The organism is Bacillus sp. PK6-013 (assembly GCF_054161445.1).
In genome coordinates, this window is the sequence record NZ_CP096417.1 from 3,388,178 (window position 1) to 3,402,886 (window position 14,709).

The 14,709-nt window shown below is 47.2% G+C and carries 17 protein-coding genes; 5 read left to right on the forward strand and 12 right to left on the reverse strand.

Annotated elements, in window-relative coordinates:
- The first annotated feature begins 48 nt into the window (after window positions 1-48).
- Window positions 49-624 carry a TetR/AcrR family transcriptional regulator gene (locus tag M1E03_RS17210; protein WP_025810226.1) on the forward strand — a complete coding sequence of 192 codons (576 nt, stop codon included), beginning with the start codon at window positions 49-51 and terminating at the stop codon, window positions 622-624.
- A gap of 29 nt (window positions 625-653) precedes the next feature.
- On the opposite strand, the gene M1E03_RS17215 is transcribed toward M1E03_RS17210, so the two are convergent.
- From M1E03_RS17215 to M1E03_RS17240, 6 genes are all read right to left on the reverse strand, one after another.
- Entirely contained in the window at window positions 654-1,379 is a 726-nt protein-coding gene (locus M1E03_RS17215; RefSeq protein ID WP_025810228.1) for a YfjL-like protein, read from the reverse strand.
- A 1-nt stretch (window position 1,380) separates the two neighbouring features.
- Entirely contained in the window at window positions 1,381-1,947 is a 567-nt protein-coding gene (locus M1E03_RS17220; RefSeq protein WP_231006255.1) for a hypothetical protein, read from the reverse strand.
- Window positions 1,934-2,428, reverse strand: coding sequence for an RNA polymerase sigma factor (locus tag M1E03_RS17225; protein ID WP_035339189.1), 495 nt, complete (start codon window positions 2,426-2,428; stop codon window positions 1,934-1,936). Before M1E03_RS17225 ends, M1E03_RS17220 begins: the two co-directional genes overlap by 14 nt.
- A 216-nt stretch (window positions 2,429-2,644) precedes the next feature.
- The gene (locus tag M1E03_RS17230; RefSeq protein WP_230368346.1) at window positions 2,645-3,115 is read right to left on the reverse strand and encodes a DUF6884 domain-containing protein; all 471 of its coding nucleotides are present in this window, start codon (window positions 3,113-3,115) and stop codon (window positions 2,645-2,647) included.
- A gap of 50 nt (window positions 3,116-3,165) precedes the next feature.
- Complete coding sequence (gene rlmD / locus M1E03_RS17235) at window positions 3,166-4,572, reverse strand: 23S rRNA (uracil(1939)-C(5))-methyltransferase RlmD (RefSeq protein ID WP_458110534.1); 1,407 nt, start codon at window positions 4,570-4,572, stop codon at window positions 3,166-3,168.
- Window positions 4,573-4,574: 2 nt separating this feature from the next.
- Window positions 4,575-5,438 (reverse strand): DNA-3-methyladenine glycosylase family protein, encoded by an 864-nt coding sequence (locus M1E03_RS17240; protein ID WP_023855876.1) that lies wholly within the window; start codon window positions 5,436-5,438, stop codon window positions 4,575-4,577.
- A 134-nt stretch (window positions 5,439-5,572) separates the two neighbouring features.
- On the opposite strand from M1E03_RS17240, the gene corA reads away from it, so the two are divergent.
- Window positions 5,573-6,535 (forward strand): magnesium/cobalt transporter CorA, encoded by a 963-nt coding sequence (gene corA, locus M1E03_RS17245; RefSeq protein ID WP_145654139.1) that lies wholly within the window; start codon window positions 5,573-5,575, stop codon window positions 6,533-6,535.
- Window positions 6,536-6,592: 57 nt separating this feature from the next.
- On the forward strand, window positions 6,593-7,189 hold the full coding sequence (locus M1E03_RS17250) for a hypothetical protein (protein WP_020450577.1): 597 nt from the start codon (window positions 6,593-6,595) through the stop codon (window positions 7,187-7,189).
- A gap of 178 nt (window positions 7,190-7,367) precedes the next feature.
- On the opposite strand, the gene M1E03_RS17255 is transcribed toward M1E03_RS17250, so the two are convergent.
- The 3 genes from M1E03_RS17255 to M1E03_RS17265 all read right to left on the reverse strand — a co-directional run bounded on the left by M1E03_RS17255 (window position 7,368) and on the right by M1E03_RS17265 (window position 9,733).
- Window positions 7,368-8,471 (reverse strand): glycerol dehydrogenase, encoded by a 1,104-nt coding sequence (locus M1E03_RS17255; protein WP_020450576.1) that lies wholly within the window; start codon window positions 8,469-8,471, stop codon window positions 7,368-7,370.
- A 174-nt stretch (window positions 8,472-8,645) separates the two neighbouring features.
- Window positions 8,646-9,437, reverse strand: a complete 792-nt coding sequence (pdaA, locus tag M1E03_RS17260) for a delta-lactam-biosynthetic de-N-acetylase (protein WP_041817427.1) — start codon at window positions 9,435-9,437, stop codon at window positions 8,646-8,648.
- 110 nt (window positions 9,438-9,547) lie between these two features.
- A complete protein-coding gene (locus tag M1E03_RS17265) occupies window positions 9,548-9,733 on the reverse strand; it encodes an SE1561 family protein (protein WP_003179806.1) in 186 nt (61 codons plus the stop codon).
- Window positions 9,734-9,876: 143 nt separating this feature from the next.
- Here M1E03_RS17265 and yfkAB point away from each other — a divergent pair, with 143 nt between their 5' ends.
- Window positions 9,877-10,998, forward strand: a complete 1,122-nt coding sequence (gene yfkAB / locus M1E03_RS17270) for a radical SAM/CxCxxxxC motif protein YfkAB (protein ID WP_020450574.1) — start codon at window positions 9,877-9,879, stop codon at window positions 10,996-10,998.
- A 28-nt stretch (window positions 10,999-11,026) separates the two neighbouring features.
- On the opposite strand, the gene M1E03_RS17275 is transcribed toward yfkAB, so the two are convergent.
- From M1E03_RS17275 to M1E03_RS17285, 3 genes are all read right to left on the reverse strand, one after another.
- Complete coding sequence (locus tag M1E03_RS17275; RefSeq protein WP_328067062.1) at window positions 11,027-11,818, reverse strand: YfkD famly protein; 792 nt, start codon at window positions 11,816-11,818, stop codon at window positions 11,027-11,029.
- A 66-nt stretch (window positions 11,819-11,884) separates the two neighbouring features.
- On the reverse strand, window positions 11,885-12,940 hold the full coding sequence (cax, locus tag M1E03_RS17280; RefSeq protein WP_328067063.1) for a calcium/proton exchanger: 1,056 nt from the start codon (window positions 12,938-12,940) through the stop codon (window positions 11,885-11,887).
- A 104-nt stretch (window positions 12,941-13,044) separates the two neighbouring features.
- Window positions 13,045-13,425, reverse strand: coding sequence for an OsmC family protein (locus M1E03_RS17285; RefSeq protein WP_020450571.1), 381 nt, complete (start codon window positions 13,423-13,425; stop codon window positions 13,045-13,047).
- Between the two features lie 100 nt (window positions 13,426-13,525).
- Between M1E03_RS17285 and M1E03_RS17290 the strand changes: the two genes are divergently transcribed.
- On the forward strand, window positions 13,526-14,704 hold the full coding sequence (locus M1E03_RS17290) for an MFS transporter (RefSeq protein ID WP_149169178.1): 1,179 nt from the start codon (window positions 13,526-13,528) through the stop codon (window positions 14,702-14,704).
- The last annotated feature ends 5 nt before the right edge of the window (window positions 14,705-14,709 follow it).

The window sequence follows — 14,709 nt, forward strand, 5'->3', positions numbered from 1 at the left end:
GACTGGTGTTAGTTACTACTAACTATCATAAAATGGGGGTATACACCTTTGCAAGAGACGAACGAACGGATCATATCTGCTGCTTTAGACTTAATGCAAAAATACGGTTTCAAGTCGGTGACGGTAAAGGATATCGCGCTCCATTCAGGCGTCAGCGAGATGACGGTCTATCGCCACTTCAACACAAAGCTCGGACTTTTGGAAGCGGCCGTTCAGCAATTTTCTTATATACCAGCCTTTCAGCGCGTATTTGAAAATGATATCACTTGGAACCTGGAGAATGACTTAACATTGATTGCAGAATCGTATTTGCTTCATATGGAAAAAAACAAGCCCCTCTACCTTATCGCTGTTCAAGACGGCGGAAGGATGACTGATCTTTTCGGTTCTCTGTTAAAGCATATGGAAGAACTCCTTCGTTATTTAACAGACTACTTTCAAACGATGCAGGACAAAAGCCTGATGAAAAAGGGAGATGCGGATTCACAGGCCTTCGCTTTTCTGTCATCTTTATACGGATACTTCTCTTCTGGCGCATTGGCTGACGGCCGGTTTCAAAAAGTCGCTAAAGACACTTATATTAAACAGATAACCGCCGCTTTCTGCGGCGGTTTGCACATCTGATCAAACCTTTCAGACTGAAGGATGGATCGCTACTCATTTAGCTCCTCAACATCCTTCAGCCTGGTATCCGTATTTTTTTCAAAGAAGGTGCTGTATTTGACATAGCCGGTCTCGTCGTCTTTGATATCTTCCCCCTCAAAAATGTTGGCATTAATCGTCACGCTTTCATAGTCGTACCTTTCTTCATTCAACAGGCGCTGAATCTTTTGCGCCGTTTTGTATACGTCTTTTCGGTCGGCATTTGCGGCATCAAGTAAAATATGAATCTCCATCGGCCGCTCTAAGCGGAGGCTTTTCTCCCATTTTGCGTCCTCTTTCAGCTTTCCTTTTAATACTTCCACATGCACGTCAACGTCTTTCAGATGGTTTATGTTTTTCGATAAAAACGTTTTGATTTCTTTTCCGGCTTCTTCTCCAAGCCGCTCCATCAGCGGTTCGTTGAGGTTCTCTTCATAGATACCGTCCGTGTGTACTTCTGGTTGAACAAACCCTCTCAAAGAAAACAGATAGGGATCTTTGCGCTTTTGATCGCCGGTATCCGTGACTTCAAATACATATTCGGAGAACTTGAAATTATAAAGCCCGCTGTCGATCCGCAAGTCTTTTTCAGGATAGCGGTCAGTCAAATAATGCTCAAGCGCCGTTTGAGACAGCTTCTTGCTTACGGGATTTCCGTTGAAGGCGTTATATGCGGCAAGCACAAAAGAAACGAGCAGCACGATCAATACGCTATACAAGATTTTCTTTTTCATCATATCAACTACTTTCTTTCAGCTTTAAGAACAGCCATCCGATCATCATCCCGGCCGCGGCGAAAAAACAGTGAATAACAGCAAGCATGAAAGCGCCAAAGACAGAATACAGCAGGTGCTCCACAACCCCTGTACCGTCGGCTGCATCCCAGCCGGCCAGAATATCCCCCATCCCCCAAATGAAAATCGGCGCAAAGGAGAGGAGAATCACAAGTTTCATATCCCGGTAAAACAAGTACACCGCAAGCCCAAGCACGGCGTACCACAAAATAAAGCCGAAGCTCTCATTTAACAGGGATGTGTGAATCGCGAGAAAAAACGAAATGGCTGTAAACATCAATTGGTACAAGGAGAGCTTCCGATTGATTTTTTTAAACATTTGACTTTCATGAACAGTCGATTCGATATGTTCCTTCGGAAGCTCGGCCTCCGTCATCTTCAAAAGCTTTTGAAGCTCTTCATCGTTTTCGGCCGCTTCCTCAATCCATTCAGCCGACTCTTTGCTTAACAGCCCCTCATGGTATAAAGGAAGCAAATCTTTGAATACACTGCGTTCCTTATCCTTCATCATAGCCCTCCATTTCTTGCTGTAGCTTGAGCTTTGCTCTGTGAAACCCGACCCTGGCATAGTTTTCGGTTTTGCCTGTGAGCATGCCGATTTCTTTAAATGATAATTCTCCGTAGATACGGAGGGTGACAATTTCCTTTGAAGCCTCATCAAGCCGGTTGATTTCCTCGAGAAGCCGCCGCTCTTTCTCGGTTTTCAGAAGGTGTTCTTCAGGAGATAAGCAAGCCGCTTCCTCATGCTGAAATATCATGTTTGTCCCGGCTTTTGACGCTCCTGAACGAAAGTGTTTTTTCAACACATTTTTAGCAATCGCAAACACCCATGTTTTGATTGTCGACTTTCCCGAAAATGTATGATAGCCTTTCACAGCCTGATAAAATACTTCCTGTGTTAAATCTTCCGCTGTTTCTTTATGAAATGTCTTAACGTAGAAAAAGGCATAAACGGAAGGCTGAATACTCTTGTAGACTTCCTCAAGCTTCATAAAGCCCCTCCCCGGCTGGGCTGCCGCTATTTTTCCATTCACTTATTAGTACCGCTGAACCTCTTTTTGTTACAAAAAATTGCATAAAAAAAGAGGCAAAAATGAATATTTCATTTTGCCTCCGGATATCCCAGCCGCCAAACAAATGCCTTCCAGATCATGCCCTGCCCTTATTTAGGCAAACCCGCCAGCGATTTTAAAAAACTCACTTTCTCTTCAGTTGTTTTCAGGTTCACTAAGCTCCCGGCCTTCATCGACAGCCCGCTTCAGCGCCTGCAGCATATAGCCGATTCCCCGATAGCCCGCCAGCGGGTAAGTGATCTGCTGGCGGCTGCCAAACACGTTCCTCAAAACAGGCCTGTATTTTTTCCCGCCGAGCATAACGATTTCGTCATAATCCATCAAGTTTTTCCGTTCACCTTGCGCCTTCAGCTCATCATCCGCCATAATCTCCGGGTGGTCCATCCCGAATGTGACATCATAGTTTTCAGAAACGATATCTTCCGGTTTTAAAAAACCGTGTTTTGCTGAAAGAATCACCCAATCCGCAAAAAACGTCTGCGCATATGCGCCGCACGCCCGATGAAACGGACTCAGATAGACATCCTTTGCGGCGGACGGGCCGATGCCCGGATCGACATCCCAGATTTTCTTCGCCCCGCACGGGATGATGCAGAGTCTTTTCATCATATGTCCCCCCTTTTGGTTCCGCTAAAAAACGCCTTTAAAAAGGCGTTTTATTTCAGCTTCAGCGATACGACCGATTCGACGTGCGCCGTCTGCGGAAACATATCGACAGGCTGAATGTATTCGACATGGTAATCCTTCGCTAAGTACTGCAAATCTTTCGCAAGTGTTGACGGATTGCATGAGACATAAACGAACCGCTTCGGCTTAACCTGCCTGATCGTATCAAGGAAGGTGCGGTCACAGCCAGTTCTTGGCGGATCGACGATGACGACATCAGGCCTGAAGCCTTCTTTAGTCCATTTCGGCAGCCAGTGCTCCGCCGTTCCTGTGACATAACGCGCATTATCAATTCCGTGCTTTTTGGCATTTTGGTTGGCGTCATCGATCGATTCTTTGATAACGTCCATGCCGCGGATTTCTTTTGCTCCGTCGGCGATCCACATTCCGATTGTGCCGACGCCGCAGTAGGCATCGACGACTTTTTCGCGCCCGCTCAGTTTCGTCGCTTTTTTCACTTCGTCATACAGCTTGACCGTCTGGATCGGATTAAGCTGAAAAAAAGCGCGGGCGCTCAGCTCAAACGTAACCTCGCCGAGAAATTCCTGAATGACCATATTGCCGGCTAGGAGCCTTGTATCATCGCCGAAGATAACCGATGTCTTGGCTTTGTTGACGTTTTGAATTACGGATGTCACTTCAGGCAGACGCTTTTTGATTTCTTCTGCAATGAGCTCCTTGCGCGGCAGGTCTTCTTTTGACGTGACAATGACAACCTGCACTTCCCCCGTCTCAAAGCCGACCCTCGTCACGATCGTGCGGACGTCGCCCGTTCGCTTCCGTTCGTTGTAGACGGAAATGCCGAAGTCTTCAAGAATCTGCTTGACGGTTTGTGTCGTTTTGTTCGTCGCCGGATGCTGAACGATGCATTCCGTAATCGGGACAAGCCGGTGTGAGTCAAGGCCGTACAGCCCTGCTACCATCTTTCCATTTTTCGAAAGCCCGAGTTGAAACTGGCTTTTATTCCGGTAGTGCCAAGGGTTTTTCATGCCGATCGTCGGCCTGATGTCCATTTTGCCGATGTCAAAACGGGTGTGCCGTTCGAGCGATTGAATGACGATGTCCCGTTTTCCTTTCAGCTGCTCTTCATAAGCCAGATGCTGGAGCTGGCAGCCCCCGCATTGCTCATAGATGATGCAGGGCGGCTTGACGCGGTGCTCTGAACGCTTGCGCACCTTTTTGACCCGCCCTTCGGAAAATTTCGGATGAACCTTTGTCGCCTCGACGACGACTTCTTCACCCGGCAGTGCGCCGGGGACGAAGACGACTTTTTTCTTGAAGTAGCCGACGCCTTCGCCATTGATGCCGAGGCGCTTGATCGTCAGCGGAAATTGCTGTCCGACTTTTAATTCTGCTGATGATCCTTTTTTGTCACGTTTCACTGATGTTCTCTCCATTTCTACTCAATGCTCCTCCATAAATACAAGGAAGCATAGCTTAAATAAGGGTGCCATTCTTTGCTCATTTCAAGCATTTGTTCTTTTGTCGGTTTATCGTTTAAGCCAAAATGGCGTTTGATGGCATTTTGGATGCCGATATCGGCGGCCGGAAACAGATTGGGTCGGCCGAGTCCGAACAGCAGAACGTTTTGGACGGTCCACGGGCCGATGCCTCTGATTTTCACCAGCTTTTCCATAATGTCTTCATCTGATAATTGATCAAGCTCATCAAGATTTAAACGGCCGTCTGCGATCATCCTTGATGTATCGATGACGTATTCAGCCTTCCGCATGCTGAATTGAAGTTCGCGCAAGTCGTTATAGTCGAGCTGTGCAATCGTTTCGGGAAGCGGATAAAACCAGACCCCGTCCTTTTGCTCTCCATAAGTGTGAACGAACCGCTCCGTGAGCGTATAAGCAAAAGACAGATTAAGCTGCTGGTGGATCATGCATTTCATCAAGCAATGATACAAATGAAAATCGAGCACCAGCGGCGTTCCGGCATGCTCTGCGAAAATTGATGACAAGCTTGATTGTGAAAAGTGATCCAGTACAGGCTGAAGATTTTCCTCCCATCTGAAGATCCGTTTCACTTCTTTCATCATGGCGTCTCGATCGTCTGTACCGCTGACGGCAAACGCCGGGGCTTCGACAGTTCCCGTCGCCTGCACAGCGACAATCCGGGGCTCTTTGTTTTGATTGCGGAGCGGCAGCTTGACCTCCCTTTTGTCAAGGTTGACCGCATTGAGCGGATCAAGCGAAAGCCTGTCCAAGACGCGGTCAAAATGATACGGCGGTGATACGCTTACAGTTTCCTTCCACATCGCTTCCCATCCCTTTTTCTTCTTTGTCCACAGTATACCATGTTTCAAATTCTCTTAAAAAAGAACAACATTTTATTTTTTCACCGAATGAATCACAGGGCATCGCAGCATCCTATGGAAGCGGAGGGGTGCCGATGATTAAACATTTTGCGATGACAAAGGACGGAAAACTTTTATCTACCGACATCAAAGCAGAAAGGCTGACAGATCAAGATATTGAGTGGTACTGGACGGACTTCGATCAGCCTTCGGATGAAGAAGTCTCTTTACTCAAAAGCCATTTTCACTTTCACCCTTTAGCAGTTGAGGACTGCGTTCATCATTTGCAGCGTCCGAAGCTTGATCAATACGAAGAATATCATTTTTTCGTCATACACGCGTTGAATCAAAGGACGCTGGCGTCTGAAGAAGTTGACTTATTCGTTGGAAAAGATTTTATCATCACATTTCACTTTCATCGTTCAGACGGTATTGAAAAAGTAAGAAGACAGCTTTCGGAAAACAGCGAGTTGTGGAAAAAAGGACCGAGCCATATCGCCTATATGGTCATGGATCAGCTTGTTGACGAATATTTCCCGATTCTTTACAAAATAGAAGACCGCCTCAATGAAATTGCTGAAAGCGACAGCAGAAAAACGTATGGAACGCTGATGAATGAAGTGTTTGATATCCGGAGCGACCTTCTAAAGCTTAGGAAAACAATCATTCCGATGCGGGATTTGCTTTACCGGATTTTAAACATTGAAATCTCAAAAGAAAACCGCGAACGAAAAGCGTATTACAGCGACATTTACGACCACCTCTTGAAGCTGACCGAAATCGTCGAAAACAACCGCGACATGACCGCCGATTTAAGGGACAGCTACCAGACGCTCAACTCCAACCGGATGAACGCCATTATGATGACGCTGACGATCGTCTCAACGATTTTTATTCCGCTCACCTTCATTGCCGGAGTGTACGGCATGAACTTTGACAACATGCCTGAACTGCATTGGCGCTACGGCTATTTTTTCATCCTCGTCATGATGGGAGCCGTTGTCGCCGGCATGATCTTCTGGTTCCGGCATAAAGGATGGTTTGACATTTTCAAGTAAAACCGGAAACCTTTTTCCTCTCTGTTCGACTATTTCTATAACTGAGGGGGGAAAGAAATGAAGGTACATACAGGGCTTGCCGGCATCTTCTTGATCGTTCTCGGCTTGTTGATTAGCGCCGAAAATCATCAAAGCGTGTCTGCTGCAGACGCGCTTTCGGACTTTTTCAGACTGCCTGTCCGCAATTTAGTGGTTCTGATCTGCATGTTGATGCTCATCATCGGCTTCATTATGGCGTGGCGCCATTATTATGGAGTACCGTGGATCCGCTTTAAGCTGTTTTTGTTTATTATCGGCATTTCAGTATTTTACCCGCTGGTTACAGAACAGCTGATGCTCTTTCAAAAATGGAATGCACAAGGCGATGATGCCGTGGAATATATGAAAAAGAGAAGCACTTGCAGCTATCAGAGCGATATGGAGGAAGGAAACATGGACTGTGAGGTGAAAGTGAACAATTACGGAAAAAAGACCGAACGCATCCAGCTCATCCCTGATATAACGAGCGAATTTGACTTTCAGCCGGAAGAGCTGGAACTGTCTCCGCATTCACAAGAGACGTACAGCGTCACCTTTAAGGCTCCGGGAAATGAGGATGTGTATGAATCAGGGATAGAAGAAGAGCCGAGGATGAAGGTTGAAGTGGTGAAATGAGCGACTTCACTCGAGTCAAGCAGCACGCTTTTGGAAACTTTTAAAAATATTACATGGAAGAGAAGGTTTAGAAGTAAAAGGTATACAGAAAAAACGAACTGCAAACAGCCGCTTCACAAACTAATAGACAAACCTCAAAGAAAAAAGCCGCTCCTTCACGGAAGCGGCTTTTCGTCTATTAATCGCGATAAGATTCTGCAATCGCGTTGGCGGCGACGATCGAATTGTAGACATCGTCAGGGGTGACTGGGAACGGCATGTTGCCCATTGTGTCGCCTTCTGCGCAAGCGCTTTGAGCGACTTGGCGCCATTCTTCTTCGACAAATTCGTCGACTCCGAGGTCTTTTAATGTCAACGGCAGACCGACGCCTTTGATAAAGTCAATGACGGTCTCCAGCTCTTCGGCCGGCGCGTTTTCAAGAACGAGCTGTGCCAAAAGGCCGAACGTGACTTTTTCGCCGTGCTGAGCTCTGTGCAGAGAAGGAACGGCTGTCATTCCATTGTGGATCGCATGTGCGGCGGCAAGACCGCCTGATTCGGCGCCGACGCCGCTTAAATAGATGGTCGCTTCTATTGTGTCTTCAACGGCTCGTGTAGAAACGCCATGCTTGATCGCCTGCATCGCTTTTACGCCGTTTTCCAATAGCGTATCGTAGCAAAGGCGGGCAAGTCCCAATCCAGTTGTTGAAGGTTTCATCAGCACGAGGTTGTCGCCGTTTGCTTTAAAGCAGGCGCGCGCTTCAAAATACGTCGCCAAGGCGTCTCCGATACCGGCTGCGAAAAAGCGCGGCGGCGCGGATGCCAAAATGTCAGAATCCGCGAGAACGACATCTGGGTTCGTCGGCAAAAACAGATATCGGTCAAACGATCCGTCATGTTTATAAATGACAGCAAGGGCCGTACATGGAGCATCTGTTGAAGCAATTGTCGGGAAAATCACAACCGGCAGCTTCTCGTAATAAGCGGTGGCCTTTGCTGTATCAAGCGTTTTTCCCCCGCCGATCCCAACGATGATATTAGCGCCTGCATTGCGTGCAAGCTCCCGGTTACGATCGATTTCTTCCTGTGTGCATTCGTAATTGAATTTTTCAAAAACAGCTTGATTGCCGGCTTTCTGAATCGAATTCCCCGCTTCTTTTTGAGCGCGTTCTAAAATGAATTCATCGCAAATGATATATGCGTGATCACCATAATCTTCAATGTAATCGTTCAAGTTCTCAAGGAGTCGTTTTCCTGTAATAAATTTTTTAGGCGATGTGACTGATTTTACTAATTTTGACATGGTAATTCCCCCTTCACTATCAATGATATACCTATTTTCTTTTTAAATCTAGTAATATATGTATATAGAATGGATTTTTATTCTATGGAATTGACTAGGGGAAATAAAAGAGCCTGAACCATCAACTTTTCCGCTCAAAGCAAAAACCCCGTCTCAGCGTCCGGGGCATTTCTTTCAAAAGGGCTTTAGCATCATAGATTTTTCAAACATCAGGTCATCAAGGCTTTTAAATGTATAGCCTTCTTTTTTTAAGTCGGTGATCGCCTGATCAAGCGCTTCGGCATTGTCTTTCGAGACGGTGTGAAGCAAATAGACGGCGCCGGGATGGGCCTGTTTCATCATATTGTCGTACGCATAGCGCCACCCTTTTTGGGCATTGATTTTCCAATCGACAAAAGCAACAGACCAGAATACCGTTTGATAACCGAGCTTTTTCGTTTCTTCAAGCACCCGCTCGCTGAAAACGCCCCGAGGCGGCCTCAGGTAGAGGTTGTTTTTTTTGCCTGTGATTTTGTAAACCTCCTCATCGACCGATTCCAATTCCTCTTGTATCACGCGGCTTGTTTTCGTCGTGAGATCCGGATGGTGATAGGAATGATTCCCGATGATATGTCCTTCCTCGGCCATTCGCTTGATCAGCTCCGGCTGATCTTTGACAAAATGGCCCGTCACAAAAAAGGCAGCTTTGACGTTTTGTTTTTTCAGAACATCTAGCACCTTAGGGGTGTAGCCATTTTCATAGCCGTTATCAAAGGTCAGATAGATCGTTTTTTCCTTTGTGTTGCCCAAATAAAAGGCGTCGTACTGCTGCAAAAGGCTGTTCAGCTCTTGTCCCGCATCTGCCGGCTGATGGTTTTTGCTTTTTGAAAAGCCCCAATGGATCGGCTTGTTGGAAATCGCTTCAGCATTGCCGCTGAAGGCCAGCATCAGCAGGAATCCGCAGCATAAGGCAAAGAATCGTTTCATCATCTTCTCGCTCCCAGTTTTTCTTTTTTCTTATTGTGCAGAAGGGCTGAGCTTTTCATACCAAGCAACACTTGGAAAACAAAAAAACCGCGGCAAAGAATGCGGCGGTTTTATTTCCAGTCTTTTTTAAAGCGCTCGTATTTGGCTTCCAAGTCGTCGAGCATGCTGATCAGTCTGTCAATATCTTCAAGGTCGGTCGATTCCGGGTCTAAAGAATCGATGACTGACATAAACATATCCAATCTGTTTTTTAAATAATTGACTTGCTGTTCTTTGTCATGTACTGCGTTACCCATGATTCTCCTCCTTTTGTTCCTTTATCGTAGCCTATAAACGGCCTTTTTTCAATCATCCATGACTTGCACGCCTCAAGGATCAGGTCTAAAATGAATAGTTGGGCTATATTAGTATGTCCTATCATAAAGGAGTTAGATATGTCATGACAGAAAAAACGCAGGTTCGTCCGATTACCCCCGAATATGATCCGTGGGAAGCCTACATGGACGTTGACCAATATGGAGATATACAGCTGACGAACGTTGAATTTACGACGACGACTCTTTGCAATATGCGCTGCGAGCACTGCGCCGTCGGGTATACGCTCCAGACGAAGGACCCGGACGCGCTGCCCGTCAGCCTTCTGTTGAAACGGCTTGATGAGATTCCCCGCCTTCGTTCTTTAAGCATTACGGGCGGCGAGCCGATGCTTTCATTAAAATCCGTAAAGGAATATGTCGTTCCTTTATTAAAATACGCTCATGAACGCGGCGTGCGGACGCAGATCAACTCAAACTTGACGCTCGATATCGGGCGCTACGAGCTGATCATCCCCTACCTTGATGTGCTTCATATTTCCCACAACTGGGGAACAGTCGAAGACTTTGCAGAAATCGGCTTCGCCATGATGGATAAAAAGCCGACGTTTGCCCAGCGGGCGCGCTATTTCGAAAAAATGATCGAAAACAGCCGGACGCTTGTTGATGAAGGGGTTATGGTATCCGCCGAGACGATGCTCAACAAACGGACGCTTCCTCACATCGAGCATATTCACCGGCAAATTGTCGAAGACATGAAATGCCAGCGCCATGAGGTTCACCCGATGTATCCGAGCGATTTTGCAAGCGCGCTTGAATCTTTAAGCTTACAAGACATGAGGAAAGCGATCCACCGCCTTCTTGACATTCGCGACGAAAATACGTGGATGCTGTTCGGCACCCTGCCGTTTTACGCGTGCAGCCCTGATCCTGAAGACCACGCTCTTTTACAGCGGCTGCGCGAAGCGAAAAATGTCACGGTCAGAAACGACCCTGACGGCAGATCGCGCCTGAACGTCAATATTTTTGACGGCAATATCATCGTGACCGATTTCGGAGATACTCCGCCGCTCGGCAACATTCAAACCGACAGCCTGCCAAGCGCCTATGCGAAGTGGAGAAAAACAGAGCTTGCCAAGGAGCTCAACTGCCACTGCCCGCACGTCCGATGCCTCGGGCCGAATGTGCTCGTCAAAAACAGCTATTATCAAGATGTTGATTTTACTTCCAGAACAGCAAGAGTATGAAAAAGCAAGCCGCAAAAGGCTTGCTTTTTTATTTCGGCTGATGGCTGAGCTGAAAGCCGAATGTGAGGTGATCCTGTACAGGAATCCAGGCGCCAATTCCTTGCGAGGTGATATTTTTGACGACCAGCTTTCTTTTGTTGCCTTTTAATACAATGTACACTTCACCGTAGGTGACCTTCCCTTTTTCATTGACGGCAGGTGCATAGGCGTGTAAATTCCCCAGCTTTTTCGGCTGCACTTTATAAACCTGATCGCGTTTTGTGCCGGCGCCGACGACTGTTTCAAAGGCGAGCGGCAGCTTTGTTTTTTCCATGGCTTCAAGCATCATCATGTTTTTGACATCGTCCGCTTTCGGGACTTTCGCTGTTAAGCCGCCTTTGATTTTGCTCGTCTGTTCCTGGGAATACGTGAGTTCGGCAGGTGCTTTCCCGCCCCGGTTGTCAAAGCGGTTTGTGTTGATTTTGCGGTATTCCCAGTTCGCAACGGTTTCATTCGAGGTATACCCGAGCGCCCATCTGCCCAAATAGATCGTCGCTCTGTAGCCGATTGCCAGCGGTGTGCCGGAAATGCTTGACTCATTCAGCATTTTGATGAGATGCGGATTTTCAATCGCGATATCGGTTGTTTTCAGCAGCTCTTCAGCCAGTTCGCTCGGCTGCAGCCTCGGCTGATCCTGGGAGGCGTTAGGGTATGTGTTCTCTTTGGAAATATTCGTGACAGAGCTTGGAATCTTGATCGGCTTGGCTGCATCAGCTTCCTGTACAGCGAAAAAACTAAAGGATAAAAACGCAGTTAGCGTAAAACACAAAAGCTTTTTCATACTATCACTCTTTCTGTTTCTTTTCCCTTATTGTTTTCCAGATGCTCTCCGTTTATCCCAATTTTTTTAAAGAAGGAAAAAACCGATTCCCATGATGATATAAGCAGCCAGCAATGTCGCGCCCTCAAACCAGTTCGTATCCCCGTCGTTTGAAATGACGATCATCAAAAGGACGGCGGAAGCCATGGCGACGAGTTCCGGCAAGGTAAAGACGAGCGGCATGCTCACTGGAAATAACAAAGAGCTAATCACAAGAACGGGTGCGACAAACATCGCGATCTGCAGCGTTGATCCGATCGCAATTTCAACTGCGACATCCATTTTGTCCTTATAGGCCATAATGACGGCGGAAGCATGCTCTGCCGCGTTTCCGACGATCGCGACAATGATGACCCCGATGAAAAGCTCCGACCAGCCGAATTGTTCGGCCACCGTATCAAATGTGTGGACGAGGTGCTCGGAAATGTAGGCAACGGCAACGGTCGCCAAAAATAAAATCAATGTTGCCCTCTTTCCCGACCATTCCGGCTCTTCATGCGATTCTTCCCGCTCATTTTGATTCGTCTGGTAAACCCCGCGGTGGCTGACAAGCTTGAAATAAAGCGCTGCCAGGTAAAGCAAAATCATGATGATGCTGATGCCGACGCTCATCGACAGCTTCCTCGGCTCTGTCATTTCGGCTGAAAATACTTCTGGGATGACGAAAGCGACAATCACCGCGAACATGAGCAAACCTGAATTGTGTCTCGCATCATACACGTTGAATTCCTGGCGCTTATATTTCAGGCCCCCGATGAAAAACGACAGGCCGGCGACCAGAAGAAGGTTGCCGAGGACAGATCCTGTCAGCGATGCGAGCACAATGCCGGTCAGTCCTTCCCGCAACGCGAAGATCGAAATGATCAGCTCAACGGCGTTTCCGAACGTCGCATTTAAAAGACCCCCGATCCTCGGACCCGCAATAATCGCAAGGCTTTCGGTGGCTCTTCCCATATAGCTTGCAAGCGCGATAATCGTCAGGCAGTATATGATGAACAATAAAACCTGCGGCCAATGCAACATGCTCCCTGCGACAGAAAGGGGAACTCCCGCAGCCATCATCCAAAAGAAAAAACGGCCCATTTTTCATTCCTCTTTTCTTTTTTGGTGTAGGTTATTTTTGTGCGAACTTTTCAGTTTATATACGGCATACTGATCTATTCCGCATTGACGCAGGTTTTTAAACATCAGCGAATCTGAAATGTTTCGATGATCTTGATGCTGTTTTCAACAGACCTCACCATGGCACAGTTTTTCATCGCTACTTTCAGCGCCTTTTGAATTTGTTCTGCACCAAGGTTTTCTCCCTTCAATATGAAGTGAAGATGGATGCTTTTGATGCGGCCCGCCTCTTCGGAAATGCGTTCTTCTTTTGTCTCGATGGTCATATCTTTCAGCTGTATCCTTTTCTTTTCCAATATGTTATGAAGAACGGTTCCGCTGCATGCCGCAATCGAAGCGGCCAGCAATTGATAAGGCCTGAATCCTGCTTCTTCATTGCCTGATATCTTAAGCTTTCCATATTCCAGATCAGCCTCAAAGCCGTTCTGATTCCACACGATTTCCATGATTCACACCTCTTTTGACAGAAAAAGAAAAATCGCCTTGCCTAAAAACTTGTGAAAGTTGTACGATCAAAGAAGGATTACGGATAAGGAGAATCGGCCGATGACTAGATTTCACTTTTTCATTCTCGTTTTGATTGTCAGTATATCAGGTTTTTCGCAAGGGATGCTCCTTCCGGTCATCTCTGTTATTTTCGAACAGGAAGGCCATTCGGCTGCGCTGAACGGTCTTCATGCGACAGGCCTCTACATCGGCGTCCTGATCGCTTCGCCGTTTATGGAAGCACCGCTTCGCAGGCTCGGTTTTAAACCGCTGATCGTCATCGGCGGGGTGATGGTGTGCGCGAGTTTGTTCACCTTTGTTTTTATTCAGTCGTTTATCGTCTGGTTCTTTTTACGGCTCTTGATTGGAATCGGGGATCATATGCTGCACTTTTCAACGCAAACTTGGGTGACCACATTATCGTCTGAAAAAAACCGCGGCCGCAATATCTCTTTGTACGGCCTTTCGTTTGGTTTGGGATTTGCTGCCGGTCCTTTTTTAACGCCGCTTGTCAACATTGCCCCGTCATTGCCGTTTATCGTCTCAGGTGCATTCAGCCTGCTGGCGTGGCTGTTTATTTTTTGCCTTCAAAACGATTTTCCTGAGAAAAGCGGCTCTGAAAGCCGCAGCGATAACAGCTTGAAGCGCTTCGTCCAAGCCTTTCTGCTAGGATGGGTCGCGTTTTTGCCGACATTCGGCTACGGCTTTTTGGAAACCGCCCTGAACGGCAATTTTCCCGTCTACGCGCTCCGCTCGGGCATTTCCGTCGAAGGCCTATCAATTATTCTTCCGGCTTTTGCGATCGGAAGCATCGTCTTTCAGTATCCGCTCGGCGTGTTGAGCGACAAGTATGGAAGACGAAATATGCTCCTTGTCATATTGGCTGTCGGGGCAGGCTGCTTCTTTGCGGCGGGCTTTTCCGATTCCGTCCCCTTGCTTGCGGCATGTTTTTTCATAGCCGGAATGGCTGTTGGATCAACTTTTTCACTCGGCATCAGCTTTATGGCCGACCTGCTTCCAAAACGCCTTCTCCCGGCCGGAAACTTGATGTGCGGAATCACCTTCAGCTTCGGAAGCATTTTCGGCCCGGTTGCCGGCGGCTGGTATATGCAGACATTTCATAACAGCAATCTGTTTTATATGATTACAATCGTGATGGTGTTGATCTGGATCGGGGTGCTCTTTGGCAAAACGAAGAAAAACGGCGCTCTCGAACAATCTGAGGCGGCGCCAATGTAAAAAAG